The following is a 20,413-nucleotide window of genomic DNA, read 5'->3' as shown; positions in this document are numbered from 1 at the left end:
TGTGTTGAATACCAATTCAGTTATCGCAGCGGGAGCCAAAGCCGGCGCCGCCCAAAGCAAGGGACACCGAGGAAGGGCCGCCCCGCACCGAGGGTGTCGTCCCCCTCCCCCGCGAAGCGGGTAGAGAGGGGGAAGGCGCGAAGCGACTCAGGGGGAGACACTTGCCGTGCCGGTCATGGTCAGCCAGCCCTCGTGGTCTTGCGCCCAGAGTTCGACGGTCTTGCCGTCCGCAGAAGGCTTGCCGTGCACGCTGAAGGCATGCAGGTCGAAGGTGGGGCGCACGGCCTTGAACTCGAAGGACAGCACGCGCGCCTGGGGCAGCTCGCGGCGCAGCAGGTCCAGCAGCAGCGTGGCGATCAGCGGGCCGTGCACGATCAGGCCCGGATAGCCCTCCACTCCCGTGACGTAGCGGCGGTCGTAGTGGATGCGGTGGCCGTTGAAGGTCAGGGCCGAGTAGCGGAACAGCAGCACGTCGTCGGGAACGATGGTGCGCGACCAGGTTTGCTGGCCGTCCAGCGGCGGCTTCTGGGGCGTGGGCGCGGGATCGCCGGGCTGGGCAGCGGCGCGGTAGACGATGTCGTGCTCCTCGGTCAGCGCCAGGCCCTGGTCGTTGCTGTAGGCATGCTCGACCAGCACGAACAGCAGCTCGCCCGAGCGGCCGCTCTTGTGGCTGACCGAGCCGATGGTGGAGCGGCGCTGCACCTTCTGGCCCACCTGCAGCGCGTTGCCTGCCTCCCAGCGCAGGCGCCCGCCGGCCCACATGCGGCGCGGCAGCGGCACGGGCGGCAGAAAGCCGCCACGGCGCGGGTGGCCGTCGGGGCCGAGCTCGCTTTGGCGTGCATGGGGCAGGAAGTACATCCAGTGCCACAGCGGCGGCAGCGCCGTGCCGTCGGCGGGCTCAGGGTCTTCCCGGTCCAGCGTGGCCGACAGCGCGGCCACGGGCGCGGCCGTGATGCTGTCTGCCAGGGTTTCGCTGCGGCCCTGCCAGGACTGAAGATGCGCCAGCGCGGCGGCGTCGAGGGTGTCGGTAGCTTGCTTGTCTGTCATGGCCGCCATGGTCGGTGCAAGCGCGGCGGCCCGCAATCCGCGTTTTCTTAAGCAAGCCTTTGGCCGCGCTGAAGGCTGGGCCGGCGCGGCCTGTCCGCCCCTGCTTTCATTCCCGCGAAGTCCGCCCTTGTGATTGGCGAATGGCGCGGTGCGGCGTTTGCCGGCATCCTTGGTCCCGACTTCTTTCCAACGAACACTGAACGGGGACGACAGCCATGGCGCAGAAAATGATGCAGGACAAGGTAGTGGTGGTGACGGGTGCCGGCGGCGGCATCGGGCGCGACATGGCGCTGGCCATGGCGGCCGAGGGCGCCAAGGTGGTGGTCAACGACATCGGCACCTCCACCACGGGCGAGGGCACGGACGCCGGCCCGGCGCAGAAGGTGGTCGATGAGATCAAGGCCGCAGGCGGCCAGGCCGTGGCCAACACCGACAGCGTGGCCGAGGCCGCCAGCGCGGGGCGCATCGTGCAGTGCGCCATGGACAGCTTCGGCCGCATCGACGGCGTGGTCAACAACGCCGGCATCCTGCGCGACCGGTTCTTCCACAAGATGAGCCTGGACGAGTGGGACGCCGTCATCAAGGTCCACCTGTACGGCAGCTACTACATGAGCCGCGCGGCCGCCAACCATTTCAAGGAGCAGGAAAGCGGCGCCTTCGTGCACATGACCTCGACCTCGGGCCTGATCGGCAACCTGGGCCAGGCCAACTACAGCGCGGCCAAGCTGGGGCTGACGGCCCTGTCCAAGTCCATTGCGCTGGACATGCAGAAGTTCAACGTGCGCTCCAACTGCATCGCGCCGTTCGCCTGGAGCCGCATGATCGGCTCCATCCCCACCGACACGCCCGAGCAGCAGGCGCGCGTGGCCAAGATCCAGCAGATGACGCCCAACAAGATCGCCCCGCTGGCCGTCTACCTGCTGTCCGACGCGGCCCGCGACGTGAACGCCCAGGTCTTCGCCGTGCGCAACAACGAGATCTTCGTCATGAGCCAGCCGCGCCCGCTGCGCTCGGTGCACCGCAGCGAGGGCTGGTCGCCCCAGTTCATTGCCGAGCACGGCATGCCGGCGCTCAAGGCATCGTTCGTGCCGCTGGACCGCTCGGCAGATGTCTTCAGCTGGGACCCTGTCTAGAAGAGCACCCCCTGAGCGGCTGCGCCGCTTCCCCCTCTCTCGCTTCGCGGGAGGGGGACGGCGCCCTCGCCGCGAGGCGGCTCTTGCTCGGCGCCCCTGGGTTGGGGTGCGCCGGTTTTGAAGGCTGTTGGTATTGCGCCAGCGCAATCAATTACCGAGATGACCCGTTCCATGACCATTCGCTACGACCACCTGAAACAGCGCCCCTTCGAGCCCGTGCGCCAGCACTATGGCGAGCGCGACACCATGCTCTATGCCTTGAGCCTGGGCCTGGGCAGCGATCCGCTGTGCGCCGACGCCCTGCCCTTTTTCTACGAAGGGGCGCCGGGCGGGCTGCGCGCCCTGCCCTCGCAGGCCGTGGTGCTGGGCTACCCGGGCTTCTGGGCGCGCGAGGCCGATACGGGCATCGACTGGGTGAAGCTGCTGCATGGCGAGCAGCGCATGCGGCTGCACCGTCCGCTGCCGGCCAGCGCCGACGTGGTGGGCCACAACCGCATCACGCACCTGACGGACAAGGGTGAGGGCAAGGGCGCCATCATGGTCACCGAGCGGCGCCTGGAGACCGCCGGCGGCGAGCTGCTGGCCACCGTGCAGCAGGTCAGCTTTCTGCGCGGCGATGGCGGCTTCAGCCTGCTGGACGGCGGCCAGCCCAGCGACGCGCCCCTGGCGCCGCTTCGCCCCACGCCGGAGGACCGCGCGCCCGACTTCACCGACACCCAGGCCATACGCCCCGAGGCCGCGCTGCTGTACCGCCTGATGGGCGACTACAACCCGCTGCATGCCGACCCGGCCGTGGCGCGCAAGGCCGGCTTCGAGCGGCCCATCCTGCATGGCCTGGCCAGCTACGGCCTGGTGGCCCATGCCGTGCTGCGCCAATGCGGCGACCGCAATCCCGCGCGCCTGAAGGCGCTGGATGTGCGCTTCACCTCGCCCGTCTATCCCGGCGAAACCCTGGTCACCGAGATCTGGCGCACACCCGACCAGCCCTGCCAGCTGCAACTGCGCGCCCGCGTGCTGGAACGCGACAAGATCGTGCTCAGCCACGGCTACGCCGAACTCGCCTGATGCACGGCGGCCTCGCAAGAGGCCGCTCCTTCCCCCTGCCCTGGAGTTCCCATGAACACCTCCCCCGTATTGACCTCCGTCCAGGACGGCATAGGCACGATCACGCTGAACCGGCCCGAGGCCCGCAACGCGCTCAACCAGGCCATGCGCCCGGCCCTGGCCGCCGCCGTGGCGCAGATGCGCGATGACGCGCAGGTGCACACCGTCATCCTCACGGGCGCGGGCGGCGCCTTCTGCTCGGGCGGCGATATCAGCCAGATGATGGATGCCAGCCAGGCCGGCCTGCCCTGGCGCCAGCGCATGCGCAGCCTGCACCAGTGGTTCCCCGAGCTGGTCAACCTCGAAAAGCCCGTGATCGCCGCCGTGGACGGCCCGGCCTTCGGCGCGGGCCTGAGCCTGGCGCTGGCCGCCGACTTCGTGCTGTGCACGCGGCGCGCGAAATTCTGCGCCGTGTTCGGCCGCATCGGCCTGGTGCCCGACCTGGGCGCCATGCACATGCTGCCGCGCATCGTGGGCCTGCAAAAGGCCAAGGAGCTGGTCTTCACCGCGCGCACCGTGCAGGCCGAGGAAGCCAGGTCGCTGGGCATGGTCTACGAGATCGTGGAAGACGGCGAGGCCCTGCAGGCCGCCGCCGTGGCGCTGGCGCGGCGCTTCGGCGAGGCATCCACGGCCGCCATCGGCATGGCCAAGACGGCCATGAACCAGGCCTTCGAGCTGGACGCACGCGCCATGGCCGAGCTGGAAGCCTATGCCCAGACGATGTGCCGTGGCTCGGACTACCACCAGGAGGCGGTGCAGCGCTTCAAGGACAAGCAGCCCACGCGCTTCGACTGGGACCGCGCGCCATGAGCGTGCTGTCGCCGGACGCCCTGCAAGAAAGGCTGCAGGCCCTGATCCGCCCCGGCGACACCCTGTGGTGGGGCCAGGCCACGGCCGAGCCGCTGACGCTCACGCGTGCCGTGGTCGCGCAGCGCCATGCACTGGCCCGGCACGGTGGCCAGGGCCGGCTGCGCGTCTTCGTGGGCATGGGCGCATCAGACACGCTGCAGCCGGCGCATGCCGACGCCATCGACTTCTTCGGCTACGCGGCCGGCGGCCCCCACCGCGCGCTGGCGCAGGCCGGAGTGCTGGACATCCTGCCCAGCCACTACTCCCACCTGCCCGGCCTGATCGACGAGGGTCTGCTGCCTGCCGACGTGGTGCTGCTCCAGGTCTCGCCACCCGATGCACAAGGCCGCTACAGCCTGGGCCTGGTCCATGAATACCTGCCGGCCGCCATACGCAAGGCGCGCGTGCTGATCGGCGAGGTCAACCCCGCCATTCCGTGGACGCACGGCAGCCTGCACCTGCAGGCCGGCGACTTCGCCCTGCTGGTCGATGCCGAACACCCTCCGCTGGACCAGGCGCGCAGCGCACCCGGCCCTGCCGAGCAGGCCATTGCCGGCCATGTGGCCGCCCTCATCGAAGACGGCGCCACGCTGCAGGTGGGCGTGGGCAACCTGCCCGAGGCCGTGCTCGCCGCCCTGCACGGCCACCGCGACCTGGGCCTGCACAGCGGCGCCGTGGGCGACGGCATTGCAGCCCTGGCCGAAGCCGGCGTGCTGACCCACGCGCGCAAGAGCCAGGACCGCGGCGTGGGCATCGGCGGCATCCTCATGGGCGGCGAATCGCTCAGGCGCTGGGCCCACCGCAACCCCGCCCTGCAACTGCGCGAGACGCGCTACACGCACGACCCCGAGGTGCTGGCCGCCAGCCACCGGCTGGCTGCCATCAATTCGGCGGTGGAGGTGGACCTCACGGGCCAGATCAACTCCGAGGTGGCGGGCGGCGTCTACGTGGGCGCCGTGGGGGGCGCCGTGGACTTTCTGCGCGGCGCGGCACGCAGCCGCGGGGGCCTGCCCATCATCGCCCTGCCCGCCACGGCCAGGGGGGCCACGCGCATCGTTGCGCGGCTGTCCGGCCCCGTCAGCACGCCGCGCAGCGACGCCGGGCTCATCGTCACCGAACACGGCGTGGCCGACCTGCGCGGCCAGACGCTGTCGCGCCGCGTGAAACGGCTGATCGACATCGCGGCGCCGGAGCACCGCGCCGACCTGGAACAACAGGCACATACCCTGCTGCGCCAATGCGGCGCAGCCTTTTCCTGATCCACTGATCCACTGATCCACTGATTCCCAAGGAGACAACACCATGCGCAGAGCCGCCATCGTCACCCCCCTTCGCACGCCCGTGGGCACCTTCGGCGGCAGCCTGCGGCCGGTATCGGTCGAGGAGCTGGCCGCCACCACGGTGCGCGCCGTGGTCGAGAAAAGCGGCATCGACCCCGCACGCATCGACGACGTGGTCTTCGCCCAGTCCTACGCCAGCAGCGAGACGCCCTGCGTGGGCCGCTGGGCCGCGCTGCAGGCCGGCCTGCCGGTGACGGTGCCGGGCATGCAGCTGGACCGGCGCTGCGGCGGCGGCCTGCAGGCCGTGGCCACGGCGGCCATGATGGTGCAAAGCGGCGCCGCCGACGTGGTGATCGCAGGCGGCGTGGAGAGCATGAGCAACATCGAGTACTACAGCACCGACATGCGCTGGGGTGCGCGCTCGGGCAATGTGCGCTTCTACGACCGGCTGGACCGCGGCCGCGAGCGCTCCCAGCCCGTGGAGCGCTTCGGAAAGATCTCGGGAATGATCGAGACCGCCGAGAACCTGGCGCGCGACTACGGCATCAGCCGCGAGGCAGCCGACGCCTATGCCGTGCGCAGCCACCAGCGCGCCGCCGCCGCCTGGAAGGCGGGCCGCTTCGCCGACGAGATCGTCCCCGTCAAGGTGCCCCAGCGCAAGGGCGACCCCGTGCTGTTCACGCGCGACGAAGGCTTTCGCGCCGACGCCACCACCGACAGCATGGGCAAGCTGCGCGTGCTCATGCCCAATGGAACGGTCACGGCCGGCAACGCCAGCCAGCAGAACGACGCCAGCGCCGCCTGCCTGATCGTGGCCGAGGACCGGCTGGCCGAACTGGGCCTCACCCCCATGGCCACCCTGGTGGGCTGGGCCGCCGCAGGCTGCGAGCCCTCGCACATGGGCATAGGCCCCGTGCCCGCCGTCAAGAAGCTGCTGGCACGCCTGAACCTCACGCTGGACCAGATGGACCTGGTCGAACTCAACGAAGCCTTTGCCTGCCAGGTGCTGTCCGTGCTCAAGGGCTGGGAGTGGAACGACCAGGGCGCCATAGACCACAAGCTCAACGTCAACGGCTCCGGCATCTCCCTGGGCCACCCCATAGGCGCCACCGGCGTGCGCATCCTGGCCACCCTGCTGCACGAGCTGGAGCGCCGCAAGGGCCGCTATGGGCTGGAGACCATGTGTATAGGCGGCGGCCAGGGGATCGCGGCGGTGTTCGAGCGGGTGTGAGGAACCCGTCATGTCGACACGTCCAGTGAATCTGAGCCAGCAGCAACATCGAATCGTCGAAGCTCAGACCCAAGCGACCAAGCTGGAAGCGCTACGGCAAGCGGCTATGCGGGGGTGGGCGGATGTCGCCTCGGGTCACTACATTGACGTGCCGGATGAAGACTTTGACCTCTTTATCGCGGATCTGGGAAGGCAGGCAGCCAGCCGAATCAAGGCTGGTGCCTGACGGCGGCCTCCTCAATCCGCCCGCGCTCCCGACGCCTTCACGATCTCTTCCCACTTGCGGGCTTCGGCCTGGATGTAGCGCGCGAACTCGGCGGGCGTGGAGCCCACGGGCTCGGCGCCCAGGCGGCGGTATTGCGCGACGATCTGGGGTTCGGCAAGCGCACGGCGGGACTCGGTCCACAGTTTCTGCACCACGTCCTGGGGCGTGTTCTTCGGCGCCCACAGTCCGTACCAGGTGCTGGTGCGAAAGCCCGGCATGCCGGCCTCTTCCATGGTGGGCACATCGGGCAGGGAGGGCGAGCGACTGGCCGAGGTGACGGCCAGCGCGCGCAGCCGGCCCGAGGCGATGAAGGGCATGGCCGAGGGCATGGAGTCGAACATGAGCTGGATCTGCCCGCCCATCAGGTCGGTCAGGGCCGGCGAGCTGCCCTTGTAGGGCACATGCTGCATCTGCGCGCCGGTCTTCAAGCGGAACAGCTCGCCCGACAGGTGCTGTGACGACGCATTGCCGGCCGAGCCGAAGTTCACCTGCCCGGGATGGGCCTTGGCCCAGGCGATCAGCTCCTGCACATTGCGCACCGGAAGCTGGCTGCCCACGACCAGCACCAGCGGGACATCGACCAGCTGCGTGACCGGCTCGAAATCGCGGAAGGCATCGTAGGGCGCGCTGGCATAGACGTAGGGGTTGATGACGTGGATGGAGGCGTTGACCAGCAGCGTGTAGCCATCGGCCGGCGCCTTGGCCACGTCGGTAGGCCCGCCCGGTGGATAGGGCACGACGACGCGGATGGGCGCCTTGGGATAGCCCAGGGCCCCGGCGGATGGCTGCGCGCCTGCCGTTCTCCATGCGGCCAGCGCCGCCGCGGCGCCCAGCAGGGTGCGGCGGGAAAGCGCGGGGCCTGTGCGTTGCGTTGTCATACCTTGTCTCCTTGAATGGCGAGTGCGAGCTTGCCGGTCACGTTGCGGCCGTGCAGCGCATCCAGCGCAGCCGGCAGTTCATGCATGGCGAAGACCTGGCTGACCTGGGGATGGATGCATCCCCGGGCAGCCCAGTCGAGCAGCGTGGCAATGACGGGCTGCAGCTGCGCCGCGAAGGCCTGGCGCTCATCGGCCGGCGTCCAGCCGATGTAGCGGCCGTAGAAGAAGCCGTGCAGCGTGAGGTTCTTGACCAGGGCCAGGTTCATGGGCACGGCGGGAATGGCGCCGCTGGCGAAGCCCACGCTCAGCAGTTGCGCGTTCTGCGCGGCCGCGCGCAGTGCCTGCAGCAGCAGATCGCCGCCCACGGGGTCGAAGACGACGGAGGCGCCCCGGCCCTGCGTGGCCTGCTTGACCTGGGCGGCCAGGTCCTGCGGGGTGACTGCCTGGTGCGCGCCACGGCGCAGCGCATCGGCGCGCTTGGCCTCGGTGCTGGCGCAGGCGATGACCTGCACGCCGGGCGTCTGCCGGGCTACTTCCACCGCCGCAGCGCCCACGCCCGAACCGGCGCCCAGCACCAGCACCACATCGCCTTCCTGCAGGCGCGCGCGCCAGTGCAGGGCCGTGTAGGCCGTGCCGTAGGACAGGGGAATGGGCAGGGCCTGCAGCCAGGGCATGCCCGCAGGCAGGCGGTAGACGGTGGATGCATGCACCACCGTCTCCTGCGCAAAGGCACCCCAGTCGGCAATGAAGGCCACGGCATCGCCGGGCTGCAGGTGCTGCACCGCGCTGCCGCATTCCAGCACGCGCCCCACGCCTTCGGTGCCGGGCACGAAGGGCAGTGGCGGGCGCCGCTGGTAGCGGCCCTCGATCAGCAGGCCCGTGGCGTGGCTGACGTTGGCGTAGGCCACGGCAATCCGCGCCTGGTGCGCGCCCAGGGGCTGGCCGGGCCTGTCCATGGACTGCAGGCTGACCACCTCGTGCGGCGCGCCGAATTGATGGCAGACCAGGGCCTGCATGGAGGTGTCCGGGGAGGTGTCCGGAGAGGCGGGAGTGAACCTGGATGTGGAAGCGCTCATGCCATGACCTCCTGCGCGCACTGGTGCACCACGCCGCTGGCCATCCATTGCTCCATCTCCTGCGGCGTGCAGCCGGCCTCGGCCAGGATCTGGCGCGTGTGCTCGCCCGTGCGCGGCGCGGCGCCAAGGGATGCACCGCAGGCTGCTGCGTCTGCCGGCCAAGGTGAAGCCGCATACAGCAGCGGCCCGAAGCCGGGCTGCGCCAGCGTGGCGAACGATGCGCGGTGCACGGCCTGGGGATGCGCCACCACGTCGGCCAGCGTGCGCACGCCCGCATGCAGGGCGCTCTGTGCGGCCAGGCGCTGCTCCCAGTGAGCGCGCGGCTGCTGCGCCAGCAAGGCCTGCAGCCCGGCATGCAGGACATGGCGGTGGGCCATGCGGCCCGCATTGGAGGCAAAGCGCGCGTCCTGCAGCCAGTGCGGCAGGTCCAGCGCGCGGCACAGCCGCTCGAACTGGTCGTTGTTCAGGGCCAGCACGGTGATGAAGCCATCGGCCGTGGCGAACACGCCGTTGGGGGCGCTCACGCCTTCGGCGGGCAGGCCGCCGCGCAGCGCGTCTTCGGCCAGCACCGTGGATTGCAGGGCGCAGCAGACCTCGAACAGGTTCAGCTCCACATGGCGTCCGCGCCCGCTGCGCGCCTTGCCCAGCAGGGCCGCCGTGCAGGCCTGTGCGGCGTAGACGCCGGCCGCGATGTCGGCCAGCAGCAGGCCCACGCGCTGGGGCTGGCCCTGCACGTCGCGGTTGCTGGTCATCAGCCCCGTGTCCGCCTGCATGACGGAGTCGGTGGCGGGCCGGTCGGCATACGGCCCCGTGGGTCCGTAGCCGCTGATGGAGACGTACACCGGGTCCAGGCCGGCCGCGCGCAGGCTGTCGTAGTCCACGCCCATGCGCTGCACGACCTGGGGGCGGAAGTTCTGCACCACGATGTCGGCCTCGCGCGCCAGCCGCAGCAGCAGCGCGCGCCCCTGGGCCTGGCGCGCATCGACGGCAATGCTGCGCTTGCCCGCGTTGTAGGTGGCCGACAGGCTGCTGTGCCCGTTGCGCGAGATGCCCACGTGGCGCGCCCAGTCGCCTTCGGGCGGATCGACCTTGATCACCTCGGCGCCCTGGCGCGACAGCAGGTGGGTGCAGTAGGGGCCGGCCACGCCCTGGCTCAGATCGAGCACACGGTAGTGCGCCAGGGGCGCCGGCGGCGCGGTTTGCAAAGCTTCTTGGTTCACGGTCAGCGGCCTTTCGCCATGGTTTCCTCCATGCTAGGGAGGCAGGGCTGGCGCCACAATCCTCGCCAGCAGGCCAGGCCTGGTGACTCCCGATCAACAATGGCCGGCCCCGGCCCTGCAAAGAATGCCGAGATGGACCTGAACCTGTGCCGCGTCTTCATCGACATCGCCGAGGCCAAGAGCCTCACGCGGGCGGCCGAGCGCGGCGGCATGACGCGCTCCAACGTCTCGCGCCGGCTGCGTGCGCTGGAGACCGAGATGGGCGCGCAGTTGCTGCGCCGCACCACGCGCAATGTGGAGCTCACCCAGGCCGGCCAGCTGCTGTACCGGCGCTGCCTGGCCATGATGGAGGAGCTGCAGCGCGCCCGCGATGCCATCCACCAGTTGCGCTCCACCGTGAGCGGCGAGGTGGGCGTGCGCGTGCCCACCGGCTTCGGGCATTTCTATCTCAAGCCCCTGATCCTGGGCTTTTGCCGCGAGCATCCCGACATCCGCCTGCGCCTGCTGATCAACGACCAGATGGCCGACCTCGTGGCCTCCAAGGTCGATCTGGCGGTGCAGATCACCTCCGCGCCGCTGGACGATCTGGTGGCCACGCGGCTGTGCGATGTGCGCTGGAACTTCGTGGCCACGCCCGCCTGCCTGCAGGCGCTGGAGCAGTCGCTGGGCCGGCCCCTGCGCGCGCCTGCCGACCTGCTGCAGGCCCGCCTCATCCTGCCGCTGGCCATGGGCGGCAGGCTGGCCTGGCTGACCGGCAGCGGCGACGATGGCGTCGCCGCTGCCCTCGATGTGCTGCCCTCGCTGCAATCGGGCGACTACCGCCTGCTGTACGACGCCGTGCTGGACGGCCTGGGCCTGGCCCTGCTGCCCGACTACGTGACCTCGGCCGCGCTGGCCGGCGGTACCCTGGTGGCCGTGCTGGACCAGGTGGTGTTCTCCGGCCTGGGCAATGCCATGTACCTGGTGCGCATGCCCGACCGCCAGCCCACCATGGCGGCCCGCGCCTTCCAGCAGTTCCTGCGCGAGGCCATCGTCACCGCCGCACCCAGCTGGCAGGCGGGCGCCGAAGAGGCGGGCGCGGACCTGTCTTCCTAGGACGTCCTAACAGCCGGCAAACCCCGGCTTAGGCAAAAGCAGATTCCCAAGAAGCGCCGGCGTGCGCACCATTGCCTGCATGTCCGGCGCAGACCGGGCGCGCCGCCGTGCAGGCCACGGCAGCGCTTCATTCATTTTTTGCAGGAGACATGCACATGCCCGCCCAACACCGCCGCAAGGCCCTGGCCACCCTGGCCCATGCCCCGCTTCTGGCGTCCCTGGTGGCCGCCCTAGCCACCCTCCCCGCCGCCGCGCAGGACGCGCAGCCCGTGCGCCTCATCGTGGGCTACTCGGCCGGCGGCCCCGTGGACCAGGGCGCCCGCCTGCTCAGCGTGGCGCTGACCAAGGAGCTGGGCGCCTCGGTGGTGGTGGAGAACAAGCCCGGCGCCAACGCCACCATGGCCGGCAGCGAGGTCGTGCGCGCCAGGCCCGATGGCCTCACGCTGTGGTTCGCGGCCAGCCCCACCATCACCATCAGCCCCAACGTGATGAGCAAGATGTCCTTCGACCCGGCCCGTGACCTCACACCCGTGGCGCCCGTGCTCAGCTACTACAACGTGCTGGTGGTCAACAACAACGAGCCCTACAAGACCACGGCCGAGCTTGTGGCCTATGCCAAGGCCCATCCGCAAAAGCTCAACTACGGCTCGGCCGGCGTGGGCGGCTCCAACCATCTGGGCGCGCTGCTGTTCGCGCGGCGCAGCGGCATCGAGATGAACCACATCCCCTACAAGGGCAACGCACCGGCCATGACCGACGTGATCGGCGGCCAGCTGAGCATGATGCTGGACATCATCAGCACCGCCAGCACCTACATCCAGAGCGGCAAGGTGCGCGCCGTGGCCGTGACCTCGCCGCAGCGCAATGCCTCGCTGCCCGATGTGCCCACCTTTGCCGAGTCCGGCATCGAAGGCCTCAAGGGCTTCGACGTGGGCGGCTGGTATGGCGTCTATGGGCCCAAGGGCATGTCGCCCGAACTCGTGGCCCGCCTGAACAAGTCCATCAACTCCGCCCTGGCCCAGCCGGAGCTGCGCAAGCGCCTCAAGGAACTGGGCTACGAAGAGTGGACCGGCGCCCCCCAGAAACTGGCCGAGCGCGGTGCAAAAGAACGCGCGATGTGGGCCACCGTCACGCAAGGCATTGTGGTGGACTGAGGGATACGCGGAGCATGAATCAACGAATACACCATCTGCTGGACCGCTGGCTGGCCGAAGCGCCGCAGCGTCCCTTCATCCACCTGCCCGACGGCAGCAGCCTGAGCTTTGCCGACCTGGGCGCGCTGGCGGACACGGCCGAGGCCGAGTTGCGCGCGCTGCAGGTGCGGCCCGGCGACCGCGTGCTGGTCGTGGCCGAGAACTGCCCCGAGCATGCGGCGCTGATCCTGGCCTGCAGCCGCGTGGGCGCCTGGTCCTGCGGCGTGAACGCACGCATGGCGCCCGGCGAGATCGATGCCTTTGCGGCCAAGGCCGATGCGCGCGTGGTGTATTTCACCTCGGCCGCATCGGACAGCGCCAGCGGCCACGCGCGGCGCTTTGGCGCAGGCGACTCGGCCCTGGCCGGCATGCAGCACAGCCCCGTGCGCGCTGAGGCGGTGGCCGAATCCGGCGCGCTGCAGGACGAGGTGGCGGCGCTGATCTTCACCTCGGGCACCACGGGCACGCCCAAGGGCGTGATGGTGGGGCATGAGGCGCTGACGCTGTTCGCGCGCGTCTCGGCCGCATCGCGCGGGCTGGGTCCGCAGGACCGCAGCTACGCCTTCGTGCCCATGACCCACATCTTCGGGCTGGGCACGGTGCTGCTGGCCTCGCTGCATGCGGGCGCGCAGATGGTGATGCGCCCGCAGTTCGACCCCGCCGACCTGCTGGACGCGCTGGCGCGCCACGGCATCTCGCAGTTGCAGGGGCCGCCAGCGCTGTACGCGCGCCTGCTGGCCCATCTGCAGGAGCAGGGCATTGCCCACCCGCAGGCGCCTGCGCTGCGCTATGTCTACACAGGCGCAGGCCCGCTGGACCTGACGCTCAAGAAACGCGTGGAGGCCGCCTTCGGCCAGGCGCTGCACCATGGCTACGGCCTGTCGGAATACGCAGGGTCGGTCCACCTCACGCGACAGGGCGAGCAGCGGCCCGACACCAGCGCAGGCTACGTGGTGGAAGGCGCCGAGGTGCGCGCCGTGGACCCGGCCACGGGCCGGCCCCTGCCGGTGGGCGAGCGCGGCGAGCTGTGGATACGCGGGCGCGGCCTGATGCACGGCTACTTCCGCGATGACCAAGCCACGGCCGCCGTGATGCGCGAGGGCGGCTGGTACGCCAGCGGCGACCTGGGCGAGCTGCATGCCGACGGCGCGCTCTTCGTGGTGGGGCGGCTCAAGGAAATGATCATCCGCTCGGGCTTCAACGTGTATCCGGCCGAGGTGGAACTGGCGCTCAACGAGCTGCCCGGCGTGCAGCGCAGCGCCGTGGTCGGCCGCCCCGAAAACGATGGCAACGAGGAGGTCATCGCCTTCGTCGAGCTGCAGCCCGGCGCCACGCTGGACAACGCTGCCGCGCGTGCCCACCTGCGAGAACGGCTGGCGCCCTACAAGCTGCCCGCCCGCATCGTGCCCCTGTCCGAGCTGCCCACCAGCCCCAACGGCAAGGTGCTCAAGCGCCTGCTGCAGGAACAGGCGCTGCGCGCTTGAGCCACCACGCCCGCTGAATCGTTGCGCCGGTGCCACTGCCGGTGCAACCTTTCACCCTCCCTGCCCTGAATCCCGACGCGCGCCAAGGCCATCGCCGTCGGAAACCCTTATCTGCGGCATCGATGCAACACCCCTACGCCAAGCGTGGCGCAGGCCTTGCACCCCTTCTTTCATGATGTAAAACTATGGAACTTAATATCTCGATAGTTTAAAAAGATTCATTAACTGAACGCTTGCCAGGCCCGGGCTGCAGGCAGCCGCAGTGGTGCACATCCCATGTGCCTGCTCACGTCTGCAAAAAGACAAGCCCCATTTCCGCAACCATTTGAATCAAGCGAATGAAAAAAATCCTCAATCTGATTTTCGGAGGTATTTTCCTGATCGCTGCCAGCTTGGTTCATGCGGCCTGGCCAGACCGGCAGATCACGCTGGTTGTACCTTTCCCGGCAGGCGGTGGCACCGATATCGTGGGGCGCATCATCGCCAAGGAGCTTGCACAACGCCTGCGCGTCAACGTGGTGGTGGAAAACCGCCCTGGCGCCTCGGGCAACATCGGTGCGCGCCAGGTCTCCAAGGCCCGTCCCGATGGATATACGCTGCTGATCTGCTCCACGGCCCAGACCATCTCGGGCGCGCTGTACACGCAGGCCGGCTATGACGTGGTCAACGACCTCGAAGCCATCTCCACCATCAACGACGGTCCTCTGGTGCTCATCACACGCCCGGGCCTGAAGCTGGCGTCGGTGCAGGACCTGATCGAGCTGGCGCGGCGCAGCCCCGGCAAGCTGACCTATGCCACGCCGGGCTACGGCAGCGCGGGCCACATGGCGGCCGAGGCCCTGAGCCTGGCCGCCGACATACGCATGCTGCACATCCCCTACCAGGGCGCCGCGCCCATGATGAGCGACCTGGTGAGCGGCCAGGTCGATATCGCCTTCGACCTGCTGATCACGGCCAAGCAGTATGTGCACCAGGGCAAGGTCAATCGCGTGGGCGTGGCCACGCGCGAGCGCTCACCCCTCATGCCCGACTGGCAGACGCTCAGCGAGCAAAGCCCGGCCCGGCTCGGCAATTTCAACGAGACCTCATGGAATGTGCTCATGGCACCCAAGGGCACGCCGGCCGCGATAGTGAACGCCATCAATGCACAGATGAAAAATATCCTGACCGACGAAAAGGTGCAGAAGAAATTCATGGAGCTTGGCAGCATTCCCCTTTGGAAATCCGTGGACAGCACCAAGGCATTCGTATCCGACGACGCCAGAAAATGGAGAAAGGTGGTCAGTGATGCCGGCATCGCGAAAATCTGAAATACCCCCTTCGCCGCAGAAACTGGCAGGGCCCGATGTCAATGCGCTGCACGAATTGCTCAATGCGCTGAAAAAGCACGGCATCGACATCCCCTTCGAGCGGCTGGGACCCATCCTGGCGGAGCACCAGTTGCTGATGGAGCACCGCGGCCTCGTCAACGAACTGGCGCATGAGGCGGGACCCTCGCAGATCCACACCACCATCTCCCGTCAGAGCAAGCATGAGCGGCAGTCCTGAACTTTCGATACGACAGATGGCCAGCGCGCTGCGCGCCGGCAAGACCACTTCGGAGATGCTGACCCGGGCGGCGCTGGGACGCATCCGCGCCATGGACATCGACATCCATGCCTTCACCAATCTCGATGCCAGCGGTGCCATGGAGGCTGCGCGCAACGCAGACATGGCGCGCGGAGAAAGCGCCGATCTGCCGTTGCTCCACGGCATTGCCGTGGCCATCAAGGACGTCTACGACGTGGCCGGCCTGCCGACCACCTGCCAGTCCTGGCTGAGCCTGGACTATGTGCCCGAAGACGATTCCACGCCGGTGCGGCGCCTGCGCGATGCGGGCGCCGTCATCCTGGGCAAGCTGGCCACGCATGAGTTCGCCATCGGCGCGCCCAGCCCCGACCTGCCGTTTCCCGCAGCCCGCAACCCCTGGGACCTGGCCCATATTCCGGGCGGATCGTCGTCGGGCTCGGGCGCCGCCATTGCGGCAGGCTTCACGCGGCTGGCCCTGGGCACCTGCACGGGCGGCTCCATCCTCATACCGGCCGCCTGGTGCGGCGCCGTGGGGCTGAAACCCACCTACGGCCGCGTCTCCAAGCACGGCGTGTTCCCCCTGGCCTGGACGCTGGACCACTGCGGCCCGCTGTCGCGCAGCGTGGAGGATGCGGCCATCGCGCTGCAGGTGCTGGCCGGGCACGACCCGCTGGACCCGGCCAGCTCCACCGAACCCGTGGACGACTACTGCACGGGGCTGGAGCAGGGCGTGAAAGGCCTGACCATCGGCGTGCCGCAAGACCACTTCCAGTCGTCGCCCCAGGCGTCGCCCACGTTCCTGTCGGCCTTCGACCGCACGGCCGCGCTGCTGGCCGAGGCCGGCGCCCGTCCCATCCACGTGAGCCTGCCCCACAGCCAGCAGTTCCTGGCGGCCGGCCGCGTCATCCTCAGTGCCGAGATGTTCACCATCCATGCGCAGGACCTGCGCTCGCGCCCGCTGGACTATGGCGAGCTCACGGCGGCGCGGCTGCTGCTGGGCGCCACCGTGTCCTCGGAGGATTACCTGAACGCCCTGCGTGTGCGCCGCATGCTGGCGGCCCGCGTGGACGCTGCGCTGGACCGCTGCGACGTGTTGCTGACCGCCATCACCCTGGATACGGCGCCGCGCTTCGACCCCATGCCGCATTTCCGCCACTGGCCGGTGCAGACCCATGCCTTCAACGTGACCGGGCACCCGGCCGTCAGCGTGCCGGTGGGCCTGTCACCCCAGGGCCTGCCGCTGGCCGTGCAGGTGGTGGGACGCTACTTCGACGAGGCCCGCATCCTGCAGGTGGCCCGGGCCATCGAGCGGCTGACCGGCTGGGAAAACCAGCTGCTGCCCGACGGCACCTGACCGCCGTGCTTGGCTCGGACACAGCCGCAGCAGCAGCCCCGGTCCTCGCTGATCAGCCTGACCTCCTATCAGGCCTCCATGCGGATGATCTGGCGTATGGCCTCGCCACGCGCCAGGCGGTCGAAGCCCTCGTTGATCTGGTCCAGCGTCAGGTGGCCGGTGACCAGGCGGTCCACCGGCAGCCTGCCGGCCGCATGCAGGGCCAGGTACCGGTCGATGTCGCGGCGCGGCACGCAGCTGCCCATGTAGCAGCCCTTGAGCGTGCGCTCCTCGGCCACCAGGTGCCAGACCGGCAGGCTGATGGCCTGGGCGCTGGAGGGCAGGCCCGCCGTCACCGTCTGGCCGCCGCGCCGCGTGATGCGGTAGGCCATCTCCAGGGCCTTGGCCGAGCCCACCATCTCGAAGGCATGGTCCACGCCGCCGCCCGTCAGCGCCCGCACCTGCTTGACGGCATCCTCGTCGCCGGCGTTGACGGTGTCGGTGGCGCCGAAATCGCGCGCCATGGCCAGCTTGTCGGCATTGAGGTCCACGGCCACCACGCGGGCCGCACCCGCCGCCGCCGCGCCCATCACCGAGGACAGGCCCACGCCGCCCAGCCCCACCACGGCCACGCTCTGGCCGGGGCTCACCCTGGCGGTATTGGCCACCGCGCCCACGCCGGTCATCACGGCGCAGCCGAACAGCGCAGCCAGCTCCAGCGGCACCGACTTGTCGATGCGGTGCACGCCGCGGCGCGAGAGCACGGCATGCTCGGCAAAGGCCGAGACGCCGACGAAGTGCGAGATGGGCTGGCCATTGCGCGACAGGCGCCTGGCACCCGACAGCAGGGTGCCCGCCACGCCGGCCTGGCCTGCGGGCTCGCACAGCACGGGCCGGCCCTCGGCGCAGGGCTGGCAGTTGCCGCAGCCGGGCACGAAGAGCATGACCACGTGGTCGCCCACCTCCAGGTCGGTCACGCCTTCGCCGAGCGCCTGGATCACGCCTGCGGCCTCATGGCCGAGCACGATGGGCGTGTCGCGCGGACGGTCGCCGTTGATGATGGACAGGTCGGAGTGGCACACGCCTGCGGCGGCCACCTTGACCAGCACCTCGCCGGGGCCGGGCGGCGCCAGGTCCACCTCCCAGATCTCCAGCGGGCGGCTGTCGGCATAGGGCGCGGCTGCGCCCGTTCTCGTGAGTACGGCGGCGCGTGTCTTCATGATGTCTTCACCAGCTTGCAGCTGCTCCTGGACAGCGGGCGGAAGGCCTCGTCACCGGGGATGGTGGAGAGCACCTTGTAGTAGTCCCAGGGGTATCTGGATTCCTCGGGCTTCTTGATCTGCACCAGGTACATGTCGTGCACCATGCGGCCGTCCTCGCGCACCTTGCCGTTCTGGGCGAAGAAGTCCTCGATGGGCATCTGCTTGAGCTGGCGCGCCACCGCGTTGCCGTCGTCTCCCTTGGTGGCCTGCACGGCCTTGAGGTAGTTGGTGACGGCCGAGTAGGCGCCCGCATGGATCATGGAGGGCATCTTCTTCATCTTCTCGAAGAAGCGCCGCGACCAGGCGCGCGTGGCTTCGGTGCGGTCCCAGTAAAAGCCCGTGGTCAGCACCATGCCCTGGCCGTAGCGCAGGCCCAGCGCATGCACGTCGTTGATGAACAGCAGGCTGGGCACCAGGGTCTGCCTGGGCGCGATGCCGAACTCGTGCGCGGCCTTGATGGCGTTGACCGTGTCGCTGGTGGCATTGGCCAGGTTGATCACCGAGGCCTTGGAGGCCTGGGCCTGCAGCAGGAAGGACGAGAAATCGCTGGCATTGAGCGGATGGAAGGTGGTGCCCACCAGCTTGCCGCCGCCGTCTTTCAGGAAGTCGGTCACGTTGGCCGTCATGGCCTTGCCGAAGGCGTAGTCCACGCCCAGGATGAACCATTCCTTCTTGCCCTGGGCCAGGATGCCGCGCACCGCGCCGTTGGCCAGCGCATAGCTGTCGTAGGTGTAGTGGATGGCCGTGGGCGCGCAGTGCTCGTTGGTGAGGATGTCCGAGGCGCCGCCGGTGTTGATCACCATCTTGCCGCGCTCGCGCGCCAGGTTGTTGACGGCGATGGCGACGGCCGTGTTGTTGATGTCCACGATCAGGTCCACGCCGTCGCGGTCGAACCAGGTGCGCGCATGGGTGGCGCCCACGTCGGCCTTGTTCTGGTGGTCGGCCCAGACCACCTCGATCTTCCTGCCCAGCACCTGGCCGCCGAAGTCGGCCACGGCCATCTTCGCGGCCTCGACGGAGCCGCGCCCCGCCGTGTCCGCGTACAGGCCCGACATGTCGCTGAGCACGCCGATGCGCACCACGTCGTCCGATATCTGCTGCGCCTGCGCCGCCGCCGTCCACAGCAGGCCGGCGCCCAGCGCGCAGCCGGCAGCGCGCACCTTGGTCAAGCCGCCTCGCATCAAGCCTTTCCGCATATCCGTCTCCTTGTCTCGGGGTTGTTTTTCTGGATACCGGAGGCAAGCCTAAGCAGGCAGGCCCGGCCCGCCTATGCGCGATTGCGAAAGACCGGGTTGCAGCGCTGCGAAGCCGGGTTTGTCCCGGGTACGGGCACGCCGCCGTGCTCAGTCCGCCTGGATGCCGGCCACCTTGACCACCTGGGCCCATTTACGCAGCTCGCTGCTCAGGCGCTCGCGCATCTGCTGCGGGGTGCCGGGGTCGGCCTCGGCGCCGGCCGTCAGCAGGCGCTCGCGCACGGCGGCATCGCGCAGCGCGGTGTTGAAGTCGGCATTGATGCGCGCCAGCACGGCGGGCGGCGTGCGGGCCGGCGCGAACAGCGCGGCCCAGGAATAGGCCTCGTACTCGGGCAGGCCCGACTCGGCGATGGTGGGCACCTCGGGCAGCATGGCCGAGCGCTGGCGGCTGGCCACGCCCAGCACCTTGATGCGGCCCGACTTGATGTGCTGCAGCGCGCTGGGCGCATCGGCAAACATCAGCTGCACCTGGCCGCCCAGCAGGTCGTTCATGGCCGGCGCGCTGCCCTTGTAGGGAATGTGCTGCAGCTTGATGCCTGCATGCATGTTGAACAGCTCGCCGGCCAGGTGCGTGCCGCCGCCATTGCCCGAGGAGCCGAAGCTCAGCCCGTTGCCGGACTTGGCCAGCGCGATCAGCTCGCGCACGTTGCGGGCGGGCACCGAGGGATGGGCCACCAGGAAGACCGGGAACATGGCGGCAAAGCTCACGGGCGCGAAGTCACGCTCTATGTCGTAGGTCATCTTCGGCTGCAGCGCCGGGTTGACCGCGTGATGGATGGAGCCCACGAACAGCGTGTAGCCGTCGGCAGGCTCCTTGGCTGCGAGGGCCGCGCCCACCATGCCGCCGGCGCCCGCGCGGTTGTCCACGATGCAGGGCTGCGGCCAGATCTCGCCCAGCTTCTGGGTGAAGGCGCGCGCCGTGGTGTCCACCGGGCCGCCGGGCGGAAAGGGCACGATGAAACGCACGGGCCGCGTGGGCCAGGCATCGGCCGCAAACGCCGGCCGGACTGCAGGCAAGAGGCTGCCGGCCGCCAGCGCGCCACCGGCGGACAGCAGGCGGCGGCGGCGCGAAGAGAAGGAGGAAGTGGCAGAAGGCAGGAAGGAAGACGGGGGCATGGCGAAACTCCGGGCAACGGGCGGC

19 protein-coding genes are annotated in these 20,413 nt (G+C 69.5%); 12 read left to right on the top strand and 7 right to left on the bottom strand.

Annotated elements, in window-relative coordinates; translation table 11 throughout:
- Positions 1-147: 147 nt before the first annotated feature.
- Complete coding sequence (locus ACRSCF_RS00945) at positions 148-1,056, bottom strand: FAS1-like dehydratase domain-containing protein (RefSeq protein WP_016452186.1); 909 nt, start codon at positions 1,054-1,056, stop codon at positions 148-150.
- 206 nt (positions 1,057-1,262) lie between these two features.
- Between ACRSCF_RS00945 and ACRSCF_RS00940 the strand changes: the two genes are divergently transcribed.
- The 6 genes from ACRSCF_RS00940 to ACRSCF_RS00915 all read left to right on the top strand — a co-directional run bounded on the left by ACRSCF_RS00940 (position 1,263) and on the right by ACRSCF_RS00915 (position 6,870).
- Positions 1,263-2,180: an SDR family NAD(P)-dependent oxidoreductase gene (locus ACRSCF_RS00940; protein WP_244387719.1), complete on the top strand. Its 918-nt coding sequence runs from the start codon at positions 1,263-1,265 to the stop codon at positions 2,178-2,180.
- Between the two features lie 171 nt (positions 2,181-2,351).
- On the top strand, positions 2,352-3,245 hold the full coding sequence (locus ACRSCF_RS00935) for a MaoC/PaaZ C-terminal domain-containing protein (RefSeq protein ID WP_432675180.1): 894 nt from the start codon (positions 2,352-2,354) through the stop codon (positions 3,243-3,245).
- Positions 3,246-3,296: 51 nt separating this feature from the next.
- Positions 3,297-4,094 carry an enoyl-CoA hydratase/isomerase family protein gene (locus ACRSCF_RS00930; RefSeq protein WP_012202133.1) on the top strand — a complete coding sequence of 266 codons (798 nt, stop codon included), beginning with the start codon at positions 3,297-3,299 and terminating at the stop codon, positions 4,092-4,094.
- The gene (locus ACRSCF_RS00925; RefSeq protein ID WP_013800085.1) at positions 4,091-5,392 is read left to right on the top strand and encodes an acetyl-CoA hydrolase/transferase family protein; all 1,302 of its coding nucleotides are present in this window, start codon (positions 4,091-4,093) and stop codon (positions 5,390-5,392) included. Before ACRSCF_RS00930 ends, ACRSCF_RS00925 begins: the two co-directional genes overlap by 4 nt.
- A gap of 43 nt (positions 5,393-5,435) precedes the next feature.
- Positions 5,436-6,644, top strand: a complete 1,209-nt coding sequence (locus tag ACRSCF_RS00920) for an acetyl-CoA C-acetyltransferase (RefSeq protein WP_244387718.1) — start codon at positions 5,436-5,438, stop codon at positions 6,642-6,644.
- 10 nt (positions 6,645-6,654) lie between these two features.
- A complete protein-coding gene (locus ACRSCF_RS00915) occupies positions 6,655-6,870 on the top strand; it encodes a hypothetical protein (RefSeq protein WP_052151677.1) in 216 nt (71 codons plus the stop codon).
- Positions 6,871-6,881: 11 nt separating this feature from the next.
- Here the strand turns inward: ACRSCF_RS00915 and ACRSCF_RS00910 are convergent, their stop codons facing one another.
- Genes ACRSCF_RS00910 through ACRSCF_RS00900 form a run of 3 tightly spaced genes read right to left on the bottom strand, consistent with a single transcriptional unit; the run spans position 6,882 to position 10,083 of the window.
- The gene (locus tag ACRSCF_RS00910; RefSeq protein ID WP_034365589.1) at positions 6,882-7,787 is read right to left on the bottom strand and encodes a Bug family tripartite tricarboxylate transporter substrate binding protein; all 906 of its coding nucleotides are present in this window, start codon (positions 7,785-7,787) and stop codon (positions 6,882-6,884) included.
- Positions 7,784-8,803: an NADPH:quinone oxidoreductase family protein gene (locus ACRSCF_RS00905; protein WP_198819887.1), complete on the bottom strand. Its 1,020-nt coding sequence runs from the start codon at positions 8,801-8,803 to the stop codon at positions 7,784-7,786. Before ACRSCF_RS00905 ends, ACRSCF_RS00910 begins: the two co-directional genes overlap by 4 nt.
- Positions 8,804-8,859: 56 nt before the next feature.
- Positions 8,860-10,083: a CaiB/BaiF CoA transferase family protein gene (locus ACRSCF_RS00900; RefSeq protein ID WP_244387717.1), complete on the bottom strand. Its 1,224-nt coding sequence runs from the start codon at positions 10,081-10,083 to the stop codon at positions 8,860-8,862.
- Between the two features lie 99 nt (positions 10,084-10,182).
- Here ACRSCF_RS00900 and ACRSCF_RS00895 point away from each other — a divergent pair, with 99 nt between their 5' ends.
- The 6 genes from ACRSCF_RS00895 (at position 10,183) to ACRSCF_RS00870 (ending at position 16,778) form a co-directional block, all read left to right on the top strand.
- Entirely contained in the window at positions 10,183-11,178 is a 996-nt protein-coding gene (locus ACRSCF_RS00895; protein ID WP_099752870.1) for a LysR family transcriptional regulator, read from the top strand.
- 155 nt (positions 11,179-11,333) lie between these two features.
- The gene (locus tag ACRSCF_RS00890; protein WP_244387715.1) at positions 11,334-12,332 is read left to right on the top strand and encodes a Bug family tripartite tricarboxylate transporter substrate binding protein; all 999 of its coding nucleotides are present in this window, start codon (positions 11,334-11,336) and stop codon (positions 12,330-12,332) included.
- A gap of 14 nt (positions 12,333-12,346) precedes the next feature.
- Entirely contained in the window at positions 12,347-13,855 is a 1,509-nt protein-coding gene (locus tag ACRSCF_RS00885; RefSeq protein WP_034365593.1) for a class I adenylate-forming enzyme family protein, read from the top strand.
- 338 nt (positions 13,856-14,193) lie between these two features.
- The gene (locus tag ACRSCF_RS00880; protein WP_016450255.1) at positions 14,194-15,165 is read left to right on the top strand and encodes a tripartite tricarboxylate transporter substrate binding protein; all 972 of its coding nucleotides are present in this window, start codon (positions 14,194-14,196) and stop codon (positions 15,163-15,165) included.
- Positions 15,143-15,403 (top strand): hypothetical protein, encoded by a 261-nt coding sequence (locus ACRSCF_RS00875; protein WP_016450256.1) that lies wholly within the window; start codon positions 15,143-15,145, stop codon positions 15,401-15,403. The genes ACRSCF_RS00880 and ACRSCF_RS00875 overlap by 23 nt, the downstream gene beginning before the upstream one ends.
- Positions 15,387-16,778, top strand: a complete 1,392-nt coding sequence (locus ACRSCF_RS00870) for an amidase (protein ID WP_046987214.1) — start codon at positions 15,387-15,389, stop codon at positions 16,776-16,778. The genes ACRSCF_RS00875 and ACRSCF_RS00870 overlap by 17 nt, the downstream gene beginning before the upstream one ends.
- A gap of 68 nt (positions 16,779-16,846) precedes the next feature.
- On the opposite strand, the gene ACRSCF_RS00865 is transcribed toward ACRSCF_RS00870, so the two are convergent.
- The 3 genes from ACRSCF_RS00865 to ACRSCF_RS00855 form a co-directional block, all read right to left on the bottom strand.
- A complete protein-coding gene (locus ACRSCF_RS00865) occupies positions 16,847-17,977 on the bottom strand; it encodes a zinc-dependent alcohol dehydrogenase family protein (protein ID WP_016450258.1) in 1,131 nt (376 codons plus the stop codon).
- Complete coding sequence (locus tag ACRSCF_RS00860; protein WP_034365595.1) at positions 17,974-19,215, bottom strand: ABC transporter substrate-binding protein; 1,242 nt, start codon at positions 19,213-19,215, stop codon at positions 17,974-17,976. The genes ACRSCF_RS00865 and ACRSCF_RS00860 overlap by 4 nt, the downstream gene beginning before the upstream one ends.
- 147 nt (positions 19,216-19,362) lie before the next feature.
- Positions 19,363-20,388: a tripartite tricarboxylate transporter substrate binding protein gene (locus tag ACRSCF_RS00855; RefSeq protein ID WP_034365596.1), complete on the bottom strand. Its 1,026-nt coding sequence runs from the start codon at positions 20,386-20,388 to the stop codon at positions 19,363-19,365.
- Positions 20,389-20,413 lie beyond the last annotated feature (25 nt).

Source organism: Delftia sp. 11MD, assembly GCF_050907895.1.
Taxonomy (GTDB): domain Bacteria; phylum Pseudomonadota; class Gammaproteobacteria; order Burkholderiales; family Burkholderiaceae_C; genus Comamonas; species Comamonas tsuruhatensis.
This window is presented reverse-complemented; position numbering and strand designations above follow the sequence as displayed.